Source organism: Mesorhizobium sp. CA5 (assembly GCF_020165105.1).
Taxonomy (GTDB): Bacteria; Pseudomonadota; Alphaproteobacteria; order Rhizobiales; family Rhizobiaceae; genus Mesorhizobium.
In genome coordinates this window covers 106,043-122,174 of sequence record NZ_JAIUHJ010000003.1, presented here as the reverse complement: position 1 = coordinate 122,174, position 16,132 = coordinate 106,043, and the positions used below count along the sequence as shown (strand labels likewise).

Sequence of the window (16,132 nt, the reverse complement as noted above, 5' to 3'; positions counted from 1 at the left end):
GCTACCTAAATTCACCGCCAATCAAAGCGTTTAAACGCTCGATCCCTACACAAATATCTGATTTTATTGGGTTTATTGGTGAGCGCGATGGGATTCGAACCCATGACCTACTGATTAAAAGTCAGTTGCTCTACCGGCTGAGCTACGCGCTCCCGTGGGCTCGGAACGCCGCCCTCGAAATTGCGCGGAACATAGGGAGAGTGCCGCGGCCGGTCAACCGGAAAAAGACGGGCTTCCAAGGCGGATTTCTTGAACGGATTCGAAGGGACGCCGCGGGTGAACGGCTTTCGATGCCTGCGCCAATGGCCCGGCCTGGGGCTGCTTCAGAAAGCCCTACAATAACAATGGGCTGACACAATGGGCTGATGCTGGAACGGGAACCATTGCAATTCGGGCCCGTTTCGCAAAACAGGACGTCCCCATCAACCATCGAGGAGAAGATCAATGAACAAGATCGCATCCGGCCTGTTGGCAACCGCTCTCTCGGCGTCGTTCCTCGCGGCGGAGATGGTGCCGGTCAACGCTCAGCCAGCTTATGTACCGCAACCCCAGGGCCTGTCGTCAGATCTTCAGACCGTGCAGTATCGGGACTGGAGAAGGCACCGCAGCTTCAACCGGGATTTCTCGCGTCGTGGTGACGCCGTATACTGGAACGGCCATCGCGGCTATCGTGAGTATCGCCGCGGCTATCGCCGGCATGGCGACTATTGGTTTCCGCTGGCAGCTTTCGCGACCGGCGCGCTGATCACCGGCGCCATCGTCAACAGCGAGAACAACCGCCTCTATCGCGGCAACGCGCACGTGCAGTGGTGCTACGACCGCTACCGCTCCTATCGCGCCTCGGACAACACCTTCCAGCCTAACAACGGCCCGCGTCAGCAGTGCGTTTCGCCCTACTGACAGCCTCCAGTCAGTACCCGGGTCGTTGACTGAGCCCGTGCCGCGAGAGGCACGGGCTCTCTCGTTGCCCTTCAGCCGAATTCAACTGGCCCAGCTAATGTTCTTCAAAATCAGATACAGACCTACGCCTTCATCAGAAGGAGAGCGATAGGCTCCGCAGGCGTTGCAAATCCGAGCCGCTGCCGAGGTCAATTCCCAACCGAGTGCATTAAGATCTTCGTCCGTCACATAGTCTTGAGTTAGCTCGCCGATGCCGTGCTTCTCACCGAAAGATCGAGCTGACTGGGCGTCAGTTATGAACTCCGAAGGCCAAATCGAATTGGCCCAAGCCCAGAGCCAATTGCCAGCCTTGGCGCTGGTAGAGCCCGCAACCTGGATTTCCGAAACGACCTTGACTCCACTCCGGTCGGAGAACAACAGCTTTCCTGCCGTCAAGTCGTAGTCGTAACGCGACCAACTGCCGAGGCGGAAATCTTTCGCCAGGCGCGCATTCTTGGCGATGAGCTGTTCAAAGGCCTCATCGCGCCAGGCAGGATACCAATCCGGCTGCATTTCCCGTTCGCCCGGTCCCGTAAACCGCTTCACACACTCAGCGTCCTGCGCACCGCGTCGCGCCATCCGGCCAGTTTCGCACCGCGCGTTGCGGCGTCCATCTGCGGCTCGAAGCACCGCTCCAGCGCCCAGCTCTTGGCGAATTCTTTCGCTTTCGGCCAGACACCGGCCTTTGACCCGGCAAGCCAGGCCGCGCCCAGCGCCGTCGTCTCCAGTATCGTCGGACGGTCGACCGGTGCGTCGAGAATGTCGGCGAGCCGCTGCATGGTCCAGTCGGATGCCACCATGCCGCCGTCGACGCGAAGCACCGTCTTGGCCGAAGCGCCTTTCCAGTCCTTGCGCATGGCGTCGAGCAGGTCGCGCGTCTGGAAGGCGACCGATTCGAGTGCCGCGCGCGCGAACTCGGCCGGGCCCGAATTGCGCGTCAACCCGAAGATCGCGCCGCGCGCATCCGCGTCCCAATGCGGCGCGCCGAGGCCGACGAAGGCCGGCACCAGATAGACCTGTTGCGCAGGGTCGGCGGCCGCAGCCAATACTCCGCTCTGCTCGGCCTTGCCGATCACCTTGATGCCGTCGCGCAGCCACTGCACGGCTGCGCCCGCGATGAAGATCGAGCCTTCCAGCGCGTAGGTTGTCTTGCCGTTGAGCCGATAGGCGATGGTGGTCAAAAGCCGGTTCTTCGAACGCACCAGATCGGCGCCGGTGTTGAGCAGCGCGAAGCAGCCGGTGCCGTAGGTGGATTTCATCATGCCGGGCTCGAAGCAGGCCTGGCCGATGGTCGCCGCATGCTGGTCGCCGGCCACCCCGAGGATCCGCATCTCGGCCCCGAAAAGGCTCTTCTCGGTGACGCCGAAATCGTCGGCGCAGTCCTTCACCTGCGGCAGGATCGCGGCCGGAATCTTCAGGATCGAAAGCAGCTCGTCGTCCCAGATATTCTTCTCGATGTTGTAGACCAGCGTGCGCGAGGCATTTGTCGCGTCGGTGGCGTGCATTTGGCCGCCGGTCAGCCGCCAGATGAGAAAGCTGTCGATGGTACCGGCAAGCAGTTCGCCCCTCTCGGCGCGCCTTCTGGCACCCTTCACCTTGTCCAGCATCCAGGCGATCTTGGTGCCGGAGAAATACGGATCGAGCAGCAGGCCGGTCTTCTTCGTGAATGTCTTCTCCAGTCCCTGCTTCTTCAGCTTCTGGCAGAGCGGCGCGGTGCGCCTGTCCTGCCAGACGATCGCGTTATGGATCGGCTTGCCGGTTGCCTTGTCCCAGATCACGACCGTCTCGCGCTGGTTGGTGATGCCGATCGCGGCCACATCCGATGCCGTGCGGGCGGCGGCCTTCAAAGCCGCTTTCACCGTGGCGAGAACGCTTGCCCAGATGTCTTCCGGGTCATGTTCGACCCAGCCGGAAGCCGGATAATGCTGCGCGAATTCCTGCTGGCCGGTGCCGGCGACTTTCATCTTGTCGTCGAACAGTATCGCCCTGGTCGAGGTCGTTCCCTGATCGATGGCCAGCACAAAACCGCTCATTCCGCATCCCTCCGCTTTTCATGCAACAGGGGAGACGGCAAAGCCGCCTCCCCTGCAGTTCCGACATGGGCAAGCACGCCCGCGTCATGCAGTTACTGCTGCTGCCAGCTCTTCACCAGTTCGTCGTAGTTGATGGTGACCGGCTTTTCCTTTTCGTTCTCGATCTTCAGCTGAGGAGCGAGATTGCCTTTCTTGACCGCGTCGGCGTTCCAGTAGGCAAGATCGTGCTCTTCGGCCATCTTCGGGCCGATGTCGCCCTGGACGCCCGACTTCTCGATGCGGCTCATGACCTTTTCCTGCTCGGCGCAGAGCGAGTCCATCGCTTCCTGGGCCGACTTGGCGCCGGAAGAGGCATCGCCGATCGCTTGCCACCAGAGCTGCGCCAGCTTCGGATAGTCAGGCACGTTGGTGCCGGTCGGCGACCACTGGACGCGGGCCGGCGAGCGATAGAACTCGATCAGGCCGCCGAGCTTCGGAGCGCGCTCGGTGAAGCTCTTGTCGTGGATCGTGCTCTCGCGGATGAAGGTCAAGCCGACATGGCTCTTCTTCACGTCGACCGTCTTCGAGGTGACGAACTGCGCGTAGAGCCAGGCGGCCTTGGCGCGATCGTCAGGCGTCGACTTCATCAGTGTCCAGGAACCCACGTCCTGGTAACCGAGCTTCATGCCGTCCTTCCAGTAGACGCCGTGCGGCGACGGCGCCATGCGCCACTTCGGCGTGCCGTCGTCGTTCAGCACCGCTTTGGCGCCGGCGTCGACCATCGAAGCGGTGAAGGCGGTGTACCAGAAGATCTGCTGCGCGACCCCGCCCTGCGCCGGCACCGGGCCGGATTCGGAGAAGGTCATGCCCTGGGCTTCCGCCGGAGCGTAGGCCTTCAGCCAGTCGAGATATTTCTGGATCGAGTAGACCGCGGCCGGGCCGTTGGTATCGCCGCCACGCGCCGTGCAGGAGCCGACAGGACGCGATTTCTCGTCGACCTTGATGCCCCATTCGTCGACGGGCAGGCCGTTCGGAATGCCCTTGTCGCCATTGCCGGCCATGGACAGCCAGGCGTCCGTGAACCGCCAGCCGAGCGACGGGTCCTTCTTGCCGTAGTCCATATGGCCGTAGACCTTCTTGCCGTCGATCTCGCGGCCGGTGAAGAACTGGGCGATGTCCTCATAAGCCGACCAGTTGACGGGAACGCCTAGGTCGTAGCCGTATTTGGCCTTGAAGTCGGCTTTGTTCTTCTCGTCGTTGAACCAGTCGTAGCGGAACCAGTAGAGGTTCGCGAACTGCTGGTCGGGGAGTTGATAAAGCTTCTTGTCGGGCGCCGTCGTGAACGAGGTGCCGATGAAGTCCTTCAGGTCGAGGTTCGGATTGGTGACGTCCTTGCCCTCATTCGCCATCCAGTCGGTCAGGTTGCGCACCTGCTGGTAGCGCCAATGCGTGCCGATCAGGTCGGAATCGTTGACCCAGCCGTCATAGAGGTTCTGGCCGGTCTGCATCTGGGTCTGGATCTTCTCGACGACGTCGCCTTCCTGGATGACGTCATGTGTGACCTTGATGCCGGTGATGGCAGAGAAGGCCGGTGCCAGCACCTGTGACTCGTATTGGTGCGTGGCGATGGTTTCCGAAACGACCTTGATGTCCATGCCGGCGAACGGCTTGGCTGCGTCGATGAACCACTGCATTTCCTTTTCCTGGTCGGCGCGTGAAAGCGTCGACAGGTCGCCTATCTCCTTGTCGAGAAAGGCTTTTGCCTCGTCCATACCGGCATAGGCATGGCCCGCTCCCACCAAAAGGACAAGGGCTGTCGTCGATGTTAGAAATTGCCGTCGCATGTGTCTCCTCCAGTCTTAAGTTGCAAGTGCGATCCGGGGCGGCCGCCAGCACGCGACCGCTCCGGCTATTCCCCCTCTATACGTATCGGAACACGCCAACGGCGTAGACCACGGAGAGAGCGAGAGCCCACCACAGGTTGGGTCCAACCAGACCCAGCCAAGCGAGATGGATAAATGCGCTGCCAAGCAGCGACAGGAACAAACGATCGCCGCGCGTCGTCTCGAAGCGCAGCACCCCGATGCGCGGATGACCGCCGGGCGAGGCATATTCCCAGACGCCCATGCCAAAGAGCATCAGCACAATGACGATGAAGAAGGCGGCCGTCGGCCACGTCCACGCCATCCAGGAGAAGTCGAGATTCATGGCTTTAGACCCTCCCCAGGGCAAAGCCCTTGGCGATATAATTTCGCACGAACCAGATAACCAAGGCGCCGGGGATCAGCGTCAGCACGCCGGCGGCGGCGAGCAGACCCCAATCCATGCCGGCGGCAGAGACTGTGCGGGTCATGGTGGCGGCGATCGGCTTGGCGTCCGTCGTGGTCAGCGTGCGCGCGATCAAGAGCTCCACCCACGAGAACATGAAGCAGAAGAAGCAGGCGACGCCGATGCCGCTCGCGATCAGCGGCATGAAAATCTTCAGAAAGAAGCGCGGGAAGGAATAGCCGTCAATATAGGCGGTCTCGTCGATCTCCTTCGGCACGCCGGACATGAAGCCTTCGAGGATCCACACCGCGAGCGGCACGTTGAACAGGCAGTGCGCCAGCGCCACGGCGATATGGGTGTCGATCAAGCCGAACGCCGAATAGAGCTGGAAGAACGGCAGCGCGAACACCGCGGGCGGCGCCATGCGGTTGGTCAAAAGCCAGAAGAACAAATGCTTGTCGCCGAGGAAGCGGTAACGCGAGAAGGCATAGGCCGCCGGCAGCGCCACCGCCACCGATATCACCATGTTCATCACCACATAGGTGATCGAATTGATATAGCCCGAATACCACGAAGGGTCGGTGAAGATGGTGCGATAGTTCGCCAATGTCGGATTATGCGGGAATAGCGTCAGCGACGACACGATCTCCGCATTGGTCTTGAAGCTCATGTTGATGAGCCAGTAGATCGGCAGCAGGATAACGATGATGTAGACCGTCGGCACGATCCACCACCAGCGCGATTCCTCGCCGCGGCGGCGCATCAGCTTCGCCACCTCGTCCTGCGACAGCGTGCTGCCCACTTCGGTGACCGCCGTCTCGCTCACGCGCGTCGTTTCGTTGGCGCCCGCCATCTCAGCGCTCCGCGTCGTAGTTGGTCATCACGGTGTAGAACACCCATGACAACAACAGGATGATCAGGAAGTAGACCAGCGACATCGCCGCCGCCGGGCCGAGGTCGAACTGGCCGAGCGCCGTCTTGACCAGGTCAATCGACAGAAAGGTGGTCGAATTGCCGGGACCGCCGCCGGTGACGACGAAGGGCTCGGTATAGATCATGAAACTGTCCATGAAACGCAACAGCACGGCGATCAGCAACACGCGCTGCATCTTGGGCAGCTGGATGTAGCGGAACACAGCCCAGCGCGACGCGCCGTCGATCTTGGCCGCCTGGTAGAAGGCGTCGGGAATCGAGACCAAGCCGGCATAGCAAAGCAGCACGACCAGGCTGGTCCAGTGCCAGACATCCATGATGATGACGGTTACCCAGGCATCGATCGGATCCTGGACGTAGTTGTAGTCGATGCCGAGCGCATTGATGTAATAGCCGAGCAGGCCAATGTCGTTGCGGCCGAACACCTGCCAGATCGTGCCGACGACGTTCCACGGAATAAGCAGCGGCAGCGCCATCAGCACCAGGCAGACCGGCACGCCCCAGCCCTTCTTCGGCATGTTGAGCGCGATGAAGATGCCGAGCGGCACCTCGATCGCCAGGATGATGAAGGAGAAGATCAGGTTGCGCACCATCGCTTCCCAGAAGCGGTCGGAGTGCAGCAGGTCCTCGAACCATTCGGTGCCGGCCCAGAAGAAGACGTTGTTGCCGAACGTGTCCTGCACCGAATAGTTGACGACCGTCATCAGCGGGATGACGGCCGAGAACGCCACCAGCACCAGCACCGGCAGGACAAGGAACCAGGCCTTGTTGTTCCAGGTCTTGTCCATCTATGCCCCCATCTCGACGCGCCAGGAATCGGCATAGATGTTGATGCCGGCCGGATCGAAGCGGACTTTCGGTTCGGCCGGCACCTCGTCGTCCTCGCCGATTACAGCGGCAATTTCCCTGCCTTCAAGGTTGGCGCGCACGACCTTGTGGCGACCGACGTCCTCGACCTTGCTGACCTGCACCGTCATGCCCTCGCGGCCGAGCCGCACATATTCGGGACGAATGCCGAGCTCGACGGCGCCGCCTTCAGCCTTGGGCACGCCGGGTAACTCGATGTGCTGCGCGCCGAGCTTCGCCGTCCTGCCTTCCAGCGCAACCGGCAGCACGTTCATGCCCGGCGAGCCGATGAAATAACCGACGAAGGTGTGGCGCGGACGCTCGAAAAGTTCGGCAGGCGTGCCGATCTGCACGATCTCGCCGTCATACATGACCACGACGCGGTCGGCGAAAGTCAGCGCTTCGGTCTGGTCGTGTGTGACATAGACCATGGTGTAGCCGAAGCGGCGGTGCAGTTGCTTCAACTGCGAGCGCAGCACCCACTTCATATGCGGGTCGATGACCGTCAGCGGTTCGTCGAACAGGATGGCGTTGACGTCGGAGCGCACCAGGCCGCGTCCAAGCGAGATCTTCTGCTTCTGGTCTGCGGTGAGCCGGCGCGCCTTCCTGTTCGCCATCGAAGCGAGATCGATCATGTCGAGCGTCTCGCGCACCTTGCGGTCGACATCGGCTTCCGGCACGCGCCGGTTGCGCAGCGGGAAGGCCAGATTGTCGTAGACGGTCATGGTGTCGTAAATGACCGGGAACTGGAACACCTGCGCGATATTGCGCTCCTGCGTCGACAGCCTGGTCACGTCCCGGCCATTGAACAGCAACTTGCCGTGCGAGGGGTGCAGCAGTCCCGAAATGATGTTGAGCAAGGTGGTCTTGCCGCAGCCCGAAGGCCCGAGCAGCGCGTAGGCGCCGCCATCCTCGAAAATGTGGTGCACTTCCTTCAGAGCGAAGTCGGAATCCTTCTGCGGGTTGGGCATGTAGGAATGACGGATGTGGTTGACCTCGATGCGCGCCATCGTTTTCTCCTCAGGCCGCCAGCTTCGACGCCGTCACGGCGCGGCCGTTATGGTCGAACACCATGATGTGGCGCGGGTCGATGAACACCTCGACCTCGTCGTCCGTCTCGAAATCGAGAATACCATGCGCAAGCATCACCCAGCGCGCATCGGCGAAATCGAGATGGACGAAGCTTTCCGAGCCGGTGATCTCCGTGATGGTGACCTTGGCCCGCACCGGCACGGCGCCGGCGTTCGGCCGCTCCAGCGACAAATGATGCGGCTGGAAGCCGATCGTGTAGCTGGCGTCCGCAATGCCGGCGAGTTCCGTCGGCACTGGCAGCTTGACGCCGCCTTCGAGCAAGAAATCCGGTCCCTTCTTGGAGAGCACGATGGTATTGAGCGGCGGATCGGCGAAGGTCCGGGCCGTCACCAGGTCGACGGGCTTGCGGAACACTTCGACCGTCGGGCCAAATTGCGTGACGCGGCCTTCCGAAAGCGTTGCCGTGTTGCCGCCGAGCAAAAGCGCCTCGTGCGGCTCGGTCGTGGCATAAACGAAGATCGTGCCGGCCGCGGCGAAGATCTTCGGCAATTCGGCGCGCAATTCCTCGCGCAGCTTGTAGTCGAGATTGGCCAAAGGCTCGTCGAGCAACACCAGACTGGCATTCTTGACGATGGCGCGGGCAAGCGCGGTACGTTGCTGCTGTCCGCCGGACAGGCTGAGCGGCGTGCGCTCGAGATAGGGCGTCAGCTTCAAGAGCGCCGCGGCGTTGCGCACCTCCTTGTCGATCATGGCCTGCTCGACGCCGGCGACCCGCAGCGGCGAGGCGATGTTCTCGTAGACGGTCATCGCCGGGTAATTGATGAACTGCTGGTAGACCATGGCGACGTTGCGCTTCTGCACCTTCTGTCCGGTAACGTCCTTGCCGTCGAACCAGACCGAGCCCGAAGTCGGCGCGTCGAGGCCAGCCATCAGCCGCATCAGGCTGGTCTTGCCGGAGAGCGTCGGCCCAAGCAGGACGTTCAGCGAGCCGTGCTGAAGCGTCAGCGACACGTCGCGGATATGTTCCTGCGCGCCGACGGTCTTCGTCACGTTCCTCAATTCCAGCATCACGCCTCCTCCCAGGCCTTGCGTATCAGCGGCCGATCCTTATTCCGCCGCCGCGACATGGCGGCTGCTCAGTCCTCGCATGAATTCTTCCAATGCCGCCGTCTGCTCGCGGCTGAAATGCAGGCCGCGCTTGGTGCGGCGCCACAACACGTCCTCGGCGGTGACCGCCCATTCGTTTTCGGCCAGATAGCGAACTTCCGCCTCGAAAAGGTCGGCGCCGAAATTGCGGCCGAGATCGGCATTCGACTTGGCGAGCCCGAGCAGCCTTTCCGCCCGCGTGCCGTAGAGCCGGGTGAAGCGGCGCGCCAGCCGCTGGTCGAGGAACGGATAGGCGCTCTTCAGCCTGGCAACCTGGGCATCGAAGCCGGTCGCCGCGAAATCGCCGCCGGGCAGCGGCGCATCATGCGTCCACGGCCTGCCGCGCTTGCCGAGAAAACCTTCGATCTTCTCCAACATCGATTCGGCCAGCCGGCGGAAGGTGGTGATCTTGCCGCCGAAGGCGTTGAGCAAGGGGGCAGAACCCTCCCCGCCATCGGCCTTCAGCACATAATCGCGCGTTGCTTCCTGCGCCTTCGAAGCGCCGTCGTCATAGAGCGGGCGCACCGCCGAATAGGTCCAGACGATATCCGACCGCTTCACCGGCTGCGCGAAATATTCGCTTGCCGCCGCGCACAGATAGTCGATCTCGGCGTCGGAGATCTTCACCTCATGCGGATCGCCCGGATAGTCGCGATCGGTGGTGCCGATCAGCGTGAATTCTTCCTCGTAAGGAATGGCGAAGATGATGCGGCCATCCTTGTTCTGGAAGAAATAGGCGCGCGGATCGTCGAACTTCTTTCCGACTACGATATGGCTGCCCTGGACGAGGCGGACATTGTGGACGTCGTTCTGGCCGACGGCGGTCGAGAGCACGTGATCGACCCAGGGGCCGGCAGCGTTGACGAGAAGCCGCGCGCGGACCTCTTCGGTCTCCCCGGTAAGCACATTCTGCACCTTCACGGTCCAAAGCGCGCCGTCGCGCCGCGCGCTGACGACTTTTGTGCGGGTGCGGATAATGGCACCCCGGTCGGCGGCGTCACGCGCGTTCAGCGCCACCAGGCGCGCGTCGTTGACCCAACCGTCCGAATACTCGAAAGCCTTGCGGAACAATGGCTTGAGCGGCTTGCCTGCCGGATCGCGGGCCATGTCCAGCGTCTTCGTCGCCGGCAGCAGCTTGCGCCCGCCGATATGATCGTAAAGGAACAATCCCAACCGGATCAGCCAGGCGGGCCTGAGGCCCTTGGCATAGGGCAGCACGAAGCGCATCGGCCAGATGATGTGCGGCGCGTTCTTCCACAGAACCTCGCGCTCCATCAGCGCTTCGCGCACCAGCCGGAATTCATAGAATTCGAGATAACGCAGGCCGCCATGGATGAGCTTGGTCGAACCGGAGGAGGTCCCGCTGGCGAGATCGTTCATTTCGGCAAGGTAAACTGAAAATCCGCGGCCAACGGCATCGCGGGCTATGCCGCAGCCGTTGATGCCGCCGCCGATGACGAAAATGTCATGGATCGGATATGCGTCCAAAGATTCCTCCGACGATTTCGCATTGCACCATTTTTGTGTTTTACGAAACCGTGACGGAATTATTTCGAACTCAAAGCGAATGTCAAACGAAATATCGCAGTCGGCTGAGCAAGCGGTCGAGGCGCACCTATTCGAACGCTGTCTCGATCAGCCGGACTTCGGTTTCCTCGCAAATCCTGCGAATCGACGCGATCTCGCAACGATCCGTGATGAAGGTATTCACCTGCGAAAGATGGCCAATCCGGACCGGCGCCGTGCGTTCGAATTTCGTCCGGTCGGAAACCAGAATGACGTGGCGGGCATTTGCGATGATGGCCTGCGCAACCTTCACCTCCCGGAAATCGAAGTCGAGCAGCGCGCCGTCATGATCGATCGCCGAGGCACCGATGACGGCGTAATCGACCTTAAACTGGCGGATGAAATCGACGGCTGCCTCGCCGACAATGCCGCCGTCGGAACCGCGCACAACGCCGCCGGCAATCACCACCTCGATCGTGGGGTAGATGCGCATCCTATTGGCAACATTGATATTATTAGTGATGACCATAAGCCCGTTATGGTCGAGCAGCGCCTTGCTGACGGCCTCGGTGGTGGTGCCGATATTGATGAACAGCGAAGCATTGTCAGGAATCAGCCGCGCCGCCGCGCTGCCGATCGCCTCCTTCTCGTCGGCGGCAATCTTGCGGCGTGCCTCGTACTCCATGTTCTCGATGCCGGACGGGAACAGCGCACCGCCATGGATACGGGTCAGCAGGCGCTGATCGCACAGATCGTTGAGGTCCTTGCGGATGGTCTGCGGCGTCACGTTGAAATGCGTCGCCAGGTCATCGACCAGCACCCGGCCATGGTCTTTCGCCCTCTGGATGATCTCGGCATGGCGTGGCGAAAGAAACATTGCGCGTCCTCCATTTTCGTTTTTTCCCGTCTATATCGGAAAACGAAAGCGAAGAAAAGGTATAAGCCGGCTAACGAAAATCACCTGATTGAAAAAGGCAAACCAGTGTGGAACAGGTCTGCTGCCTCAGGATAAGCGCCGCGCAATCTCGGTTATGACGTCGAACGCCGCATCGACATCTGCGGCCGTCGACTCGAACTGCCCCGCCTGAAAGCGGATCGCCACGCGCCCATCGACCCGCGTTTGAGTCAGGTAAATGCGGCCGTCGGTATTGATGGCGTCGACGAGGCCGAGGTTGTGCTCGTCAGGGTCGGCGCCTGCCACCGTGCGGTGCCGGAACGAGAACAGCGAAAGCATTGGCTCGCTGACGAGCTCGAAATCCTCTTCCCCGGCAAGGCGCGCGGCAAGCCCTGCGCTCCAGGCGACATGGTTGCGGATCATGGTGCGCAGGCCCTCGAGGCCATGGGCGCGCAGCAGGAACCAAAGTTTCAGGGCGCGGAAGCGGCGACCGAGCGGCACCGACCATTCCGAATAGTTGATGATGCCGTCATGACCCAGCGTCTTCAGAAACTCCGGCTTGATGGCCAGCGTGCGCACCAGATCTTCCGGCTGGCGCACGAACTGGATCGAGCAATCGAACTGCGCACCGAGCCACTTGTGCGGATTGAAGACAATGGAATCGGCGCCATCGACGCCGGCCCAGAAATGCCGGTATTCCGGGCAGATCATCGCCGAGCCTGCCCAGGCGGCGTCGACATGGAGGTAAAGCCCGTGCCGCTGAGCGACCGCGGCCACCGCCGCGATGTCGTCCGTGCCGCCGGTGCTGGTGCCGCCGACGCAGGCGATGATGCCGGCTGGCAGCAGGCCGGCCTTGCGATCGGCAACGATCGCGGCCTCGAGCGCGTGCGTATCCATGGCGCGAAAACGTCCGGCGACCGGGATGCGGACAAGGTTGTCCTCGCCGATGCCGGAGACCCAGATGGCTCGGTCGATCGAGGTATGGACCTGGTCGGAGGAATAGACGCGTAGCTTCGCCTGCCCGGCCAGCCCCTTCTTGTTGCCCTGCCAGTCAAGCGCCCGCTCGCGCATGGTGAGCACCGCTGCAAGCGTCGCCGAGGAAGCCGAATCCTGGATGACGCCGGAAAAGCCCACGGGCAGGCCGAGGGCCTGGCGCATCCAGTCGACGATGCGCGTTTCGAGTTCGGTCGCCGCCGGCGAGGTCTGCCACAGCATGCATTGCGCGGCTATCGCCGAGACCAGATATTCGGCCACCACCGAAACCGGCGCTGCATTGGCGGGAAAATAGGCGAAGAAGCGCGGATGCTGCCAATGCGTCATGCCCGGCACGATCTTTTCTTCGAAGTCGGCGAAGATCCTGTCCATCGGCTCCGGCATTTCCGGCGGCGACGCCTCGATGCTTCTGAAAATCTCGCCCGGCGCGATCGCCGGCCGCACCGGACGGTCGCGCAGGTTGGCGCGATAGTCGGCGCCCCAGTCGGCGGCGCGCCTCGACCAATCGCGGAATTCGTCGCTGTCCATATTTTCCCTCCCCAGCGGCCGTCGAAGATACCGGCCGGTCGAACCGCTCTCGCAAAGCCTATCCCGGAAAATCCGGCAGATTTGAAAAAGCGATTTTCAGCGCGTTGGACCAGCCGTCCGATATGGTGCGGTAGTAAGGATCATCATGGCCGATCCGCCGGTTCAGCCCCACACTGAGCGCATCCTGTTCCAGGAACAGCAGATCGAGCGGCAGCCCGACCGAGAGGTTGGATTTCAGCGTCGAGTCGAACGACACCAGAAGCAGCTTCACCGTTTCGGCCAGGCTCATTGCCCGATCATAGGCACGGATGATGATCGGCTTGCCGTATTTCGTCTCGCCGATCTGGAAGAAAGGCGTGTCGTCGGTCGACTCGATGAAATTGCCTTCCGGATAGATCATGAACAGTCTGGGCGGGCTGCCCTTGATCTGGCCGCCGAGGATGAAGGAGGCATTAAAGTAAGAATCCGCCTTGTCGCCATTCGGCGAGGCATGCTCTATCACTTCCTTCACTGTATCGCCGACCAGCCGCACCGTCTGGTACATAGAGGGAGTTTCGAGCAGCTTCGGATGACGGTCGCTGACCGCCTTGTTACGCTCGTCGAGCAGGCTGACAACGGCCTGCGTCGTGGCAAGGTTGCCCGCCGACATCAGCACGATGACGCGCTCGCCGGGCTGTTCCCACACATGCATCTTCTTGAAGGTCGAGATCGAATCCATGCCGGCATTGGTGCGCGTGTCCGACATGAACACGAGCCCGCTATCGATCTTGAGGCCGACGCAATAGGTCATGATTGCTCTTCTGCTAGCGATTCCGGCGCAGATTACTGCTCTACCGTAACGGTGACGGCAAGCTTCTCTTGCGCCTGCCCCAGCAGTATCCCCGACACCGGCGAGGCATCGCGATAGTCACGCCCCGTCGCCACCCGCACATAGCGTTCGTCGGGAGAGATACCGTTCGCCGGGTCGAAGGCAACCCATCCGAGTCCCACGACATAGGCCTCGGCCCAGGCATGGCTTGCCGCCTGCTCGACGGCCGTATCCATCATCAGGTAGCCGCTGACATAGCGTGCGGGAAAGCCGAGGGCGACGGCAGCGGCGATGAAGATGTGGGAGTGGTCCTGGCAGACGCCGGACTTCAATGCGAGCGCCTCCTCCGCCGGCGTCACGACACTGGTCGTGCCCGGCCTGTAGGCGACGCGTTCGCCGATAGCGCCCATCAGCCGGTGCAGTCGCTCGATCTCGGTGCCCTGGCCCAGCGTGCCGGCCAGTTCACGTATGCCCTCGCCGGCGGCGGTGAGTGGCGTCTGCTGTCCGAATAGCCAGAGCGGGGCAAAGCCTTGATGCGGACCCGTCACGCCCGCCGTATCATGCGTGGTCACGTCTCCGGCTGCCTCGACGGTGATCGAATTCTGGCCGCTCTCGGCGCTCACCAGCCGCGTCTCGTTGCCGAAATGGTCGGTGAAGCGCACCTCCTCGCGCGCGCCTTCGACCTTGACCGCCCAGGAGCCGACGGTCTGCGTGCGCCCGCTGGAAGGCCAAAGGCGCAGCCGCTGCAGCAGATACTGCACCGGCTGATCGTAGCGGTACTCGGTACGATGGGTGATCTTGAGCCGCATAACGCTCGCCTCGGCTGTGCTCAATAGAACCGGTAGTCCTGGGCGATCTCGTCGCCCAGCCTGGTGTTGTCGCGAATGAACTCGGCCAGGAACTCGTGCAGGCCATGATCGAATATGTCCTTGATCGAACCCCTTTTGAGCAGCGCCTGGATCTTCTCGGCCGTGCCATGGCAGGCATGGCGTTCACCGTAATCGTCGGCGAGGAATTTCAAATGCTCGCCGAGGAAGCGGTAGCAGAAAGTCAGCGAGCGCGGCATGCGCACGTTGAGGATCAGATAGTCGGCGATATTCGTCGGCTTGTAGTCGGCTTCATAAACCCAGCGGTAGGAGCGGTGCGCCGACACCGAGCGCAGGATCGATTCCCACTGATAGTTGTCGAGCGTCGAGCCGACCCAGGACAGCGACGGCAGCAGCACATAATATTTCACGTCGAGGATGCGCGCCGTGTTGTCGGCGCGTTCGACATAAGTGCCGAGCTGCGAGAAATCGAAAATCTCATTGCGCAGCATGGTGCCGTAGAATGAACCGCGGATCAGCGCCGTCTCGCGCTTGATTGCATCGAGCACCGTCGGCAGGTCGCGTTCGTCGATCGGCCTTGCCAGCATGCGCTTCAGCGACATCCAGGCTTCGTTGATGCTTTCCCAGGTCTCGCGGGTCAGCGCCGTGCGCACCATGCGGGCATTGTTGCGCGCCGTCTCGATCGACGACATCGTGCTCGACGGGTTCGAGGTGTCGCGTAGCAGGAAGTCCGAGACGTTGGCGGCGGTATAGTCCTGGTACTTCTGGCTGAAGGCGACGTCCGAGCCGGCGCTGAGCAGGACCGAGTTCCATTCCTCCGAAGCGCTCTGCGTGCGCGTCAGCGCCATGCGCAATCCCGCATCGACCAGGCGCGCCATGTTTTCGGCCCGCTCGATATAGCGGTTCATCCAGTAGAGACCGTTTGCGGTGCGGCCCAAAAGCATATCAGCTTGCTCCGGTATCGAGCGAATAGCGAATAGCGAGTAGCGAATAGGGAGAAAAAGACTTCATGACTTTTGCTGCAGGCTCCGGATCATCGAACGTAGCATCTTTCCTATTTCGTCAGTTTGGCCAAGCAAGCTGGCGACCTTCGCTTCGACCATCAGCCCAACCTCTCCGCACAGGATGAGATGTGTCTCCAACTCTTTCAGAGAGCCCTGCGCTACCCGAAGAAATTGAATGAAAGCTCCCGTATTTTCTCTTCCGTGACCTTCCGCAACATTCGCTGCGATGGAAGCCGCCGAGCGTCTTATCTGAGAGGTCATTCCGTACGCTTCGCTGTTTGGAAAAGCTTTCGTGGCCGAATAGCAATCCACGGCCAACCTCAAAGCCGCCCTCCAAACAATCAGATCTCTGTAGGAATTGATTGCCGTCGTATCCCCCTTTTCCCTACTCGCTA

At 61.6% G+C, this 16,132-nt stretch carries 16 protein-coding genes and 1 tRNA gene; 1 reads left to right on the top strand and 16 read right to left on the bottom strand.

Annotated features, from left to right (window positions below):
- Positions 1-76 precede the first annotated feature (76 nt).
- Positions 77-152 (bottom strand) — tRNA-Lys (locus tag LB529_RS05460).
- A 292-nt stretch (positions 153-444) separates the two neighbouring features.
- Between LB529_RS05460 and LB529_RS05455 the strand changes: the two genes are divergently transcribed.
- Positions 445-900, top strand: a complete 456-nt coding sequence (locus tag LB529_RS05455; RefSeq protein ID WP_224544455.1) for a BA14K family protein — start codon at positions 445-447, stop codon at positions 898-900.
- Positions 901-981: 81 nt separating this feature from the next.
- Here LB529_RS05455 and LB529_RS05450 read toward each other — a convergent pair whose 3' ends face one another.
- The 15 genes from LB529_RS05450 to LB529_RS05380 all read right to left on the bottom strand — a co-directional run bounded on the left by LB529_RS05450 (position 982) and on the right by LB529_RS05380 (position 16,100).
- Entirely contained in the window at positions 982-1,452 is a 471-nt protein-coding gene (locus LB529_RS05450) for a DUF6882 domain-containing protein (RefSeq protein WP_224710470.1), read from the bottom strand.
- 29 nt (positions 1,453-1,481) lie between these two features.
- A complete protein-coding gene (gene glpK, locus LB529_RS05445) occupies positions 1,482-2,972 on the bottom strand; it encodes a glycerol kinase GlpK (protein WP_224710469.1) in 1,491 nt (496 codons plus the stop codon).
- 92 nt (positions 2,973-3,064) lie between these two features.
- Positions 3,065-4,795 (bottom strand): ABC transporter substrate-binding protein, encoded by a 1,731-nt coding sequence (locus tag LB529_RS05440; protein WP_140841223.1) that lies wholly within the window; start codon positions 4,793-4,795, stop codon positions 3,065-3,067.
- Between the two features lie 76 nt (positions 4,796-4,871).
- Positions 4,872-5,159: a DUF2160 domain-containing protein gene (locus tag LB529_RS05435; RefSeq protein ID WP_095765318.1), complete on the bottom strand. Its 288-nt coding sequence runs from the start codon at positions 5,157-5,159 to the stop codon at positions 4,872-4,874.
- Between the two features lie 4 nt (positions 5,160-5,163).
- On the bottom strand, positions 5,164-6,072 hold the full coding sequence (locus LB529_RS05430; RefSeq protein ID WP_140841221.1) for a carbohydrate ABC transporter permease: 909 nt from the start codon (positions 6,070-6,072) through the stop codon (positions 5,164-5,166).
- A gap of 1 nt (position 6,073) precedes the next feature.
- The gene (locus tag LB529_RS05425) at positions 6,074-6,940 is read right to left on the bottom strand and encodes a carbohydrate ABC transporter permease (RefSeq protein ID WP_095765316.1); all 867 of its coding nucleotides are present in this window, start codon (positions 6,938-6,940) and stop codon (positions 6,074-6,076) included.
- Complete coding sequence (locus LB529_RS05420) at positions 6,941-8,008, bottom strand: ABC transporter ATP-binding protein (protein ID WP_224710468.1); 1,068 nt, start codon at positions 8,006-8,008, stop codon at positions 6,941-6,943.
- Positions 8,009-8,018: 10 nt separating this feature from the next.
- On the bottom strand, positions 8,019-9,098 hold the full coding sequence (locus LB529_RS05415; RefSeq protein WP_224710467.1) for an ABC transporter ATP-binding protein: 1,080 nt from the start codon (positions 9,096-9,098) through the stop codon (positions 8,019-8,021).
- A 39-nt stretch (positions 9,099-9,137) separates the two neighbouring features.
- Positions 9,138-10,664, bottom strand: coding sequence for a glycerol-3-phosphate dehydrogenase (gene glpD / locus LB529_RS05410; RefSeq protein ID WP_224710466.1), 1,527 nt, complete (start codon positions 10,662-10,664; stop codon positions 9,138-9,140).
- Between the two features lie 127 nt (positions 10,665-10,791).
- Positions 10,792-11,559 (bottom strand): DeoR/GlpR family DNA-binding transcription regulator, encoded by a 768-nt coding sequence (locus LB529_RS05405; RefSeq protein ID WP_224706524.1) that lies wholly within the window; start codon positions 11,557-11,559, stop codon positions 10,792-10,794.
- A 126-nt stretch (positions 11,560-11,685) separates the two neighbouring features.
- Positions 11,686-13,098, bottom strand: coding sequence for a pyridoxal phosphate-dependent decarboxylase family protein (locus tag LB529_RS05400; RefSeq protein ID WP_224710465.1), 1,413 nt, complete (start codon positions 13,096-13,098; stop codon positions 11,686-11,688).
- A gap of 58 nt (positions 13,099-13,156) precedes the next feature.
- Entirely contained in the window at positions 13,157-13,888 is a 732-nt protein-coding gene (locus LB529_RS05395; RefSeq protein ID WP_095765311.1) for a peptidase, read from the bottom strand.
- Positions 13,889-13,920: 32 nt separating this feature from the next.
- A complete protein-coding gene (locus LB529_RS05390) occupies positions 13,921-14,715 on the bottom strand; it encodes a transglutaminase domain-containing protein (RefSeq protein ID WP_224710464.1) in 795 nt (264 codons plus the stop codon).
- Positions 14,716-14,735: 20 nt separating this feature from the next.
- Positions 14,736-15,677 carry an alpha-E domain-containing protein gene (locus LB529_RS05385; protein ID WP_224710463.1) on the bottom strand — a complete coding sequence of 314 codons (942 nt, stop codon included), beginning with the start codon at positions 15,675-15,677 and terminating at the stop codon, positions 14,736-14,738.
- Between the two features lie 63 nt (positions 15,678-15,740).
- Positions 15,741-16,100 (bottom strand): four helix bundle protein, encoded by a 360-nt coding sequence (locus LB529_RS05380; protein ID WP_224710594.1) that lies wholly within the window; start codon positions 16,098-16,100, stop codon positions 15,741-15,743.
- Positions 16,101-16,132 lie beyond the last annotated feature (32 nt).

What these genes read in the sequence shown, in the direction of transcription:
- LB529_RS05455 (WP_224544455.1), top strand. Translation starts at nt 445, where the DNA reads ATGAACAAGATCGCATCCGGCCTGTTGGCAACCGCTCTCTCGGCGTCG.
- LB529_RS05450 (WP_224710470.1), bottom strand. Translation starts at nt 1,452, where the DNA reads ATGCAGCCGGATTGGTATCCTGCCTGGCGCGATGAGGCCTTTGAACAG.
- glpK (WP_224710469.1), bottom strand. Translation starts at nt 2,972, where the DNA reads ATGAGCGGTTTTGTGCTGGCCATCGATCAGGGAACGACCTCGACCAGG.
- LB529_RS05440 (WP_140841223.1), bottom strand. Translation starts at nt 4,795, where the DNA reads ATGCGACGGCAATTTCTAACATCGACGACAGCCCTTGTCCTTTTGGTG.
- LB529_RS05435 (WP_095765318.1), bottom strand. Translation starts at nt 5,159, where the DNA reads ATGAATCTCGACTTCTCCTGGATGGCGTGGACGTGGCCGACGGCCGCC.
- LB529_RS05430 (WP_140841221.1), bottom strand. Translation starts at nt 6,072, where the DNA reads ATGGCGGGCGCCAACGAAACGACGCGCGTGAGCGAGACGGCGGTCACC.
- LB529_RS05425 (WP_095765316.1), bottom strand. Translation starts at nt 6,940, where the DNA reads ATGGACAAGACCTGGAACAACAAGGCCTGGTTCCTTGTCCTGCCGGTG.
- LB529_RS05420 (WP_224710468.1), bottom strand. Translation starts at nt 8,008, where the DNA reads ATGGCGCGCATCGAGGTCAACCACATCCGTCATTCCTACATGCCCAAC.
- LB529_RS05415 (WP_224710467.1), bottom strand. Translation starts at nt 9,098, where the DNA reads ATGCTGGAATTGAGGAACGTGACGAAGACCGTCGGCGCGCAGGAACAT.
- LB529_RS05405 (WP_224706524.1), bottom strand. Translation starts at nt 11,559, where the DNA reads ATGTTTCTTTCGCCACGCCATGCCGAGATCATCCAGAGGGCGAAAGAC.
- LB529_RS05400 (WP_224710465.1), bottom strand. Translation starts at nt 13,098, where the DNA reads ATGGACAGCGACGAATTCCGCGATTGGTCGAGGCGCGCCGCCGACTGG.
- LB529_RS05395 (WP_095765311.1), bottom strand. Translation starts at nt 13,888, where the DNA reads ATGACCTATTGCGTCGGCCTCAAGATCGATAGCGGGCTCGTGTTCATG.
- LB529_RS05390 (WP_224710464.1), bottom strand. Translation starts at nt 14,715, where the DNA reads ATGCGGCTCAAGATCACCCATCGTACCGAGTACCGCTACGATCAGCCG.
- LB529_RS05385 (WP_224710463.1), bottom strand. Translation starts at nt 15,677, where the DNA reads ATGCTTTTGGGCCGCACCGCAAACGGTCTCTACTGGATGAACCGCTAT.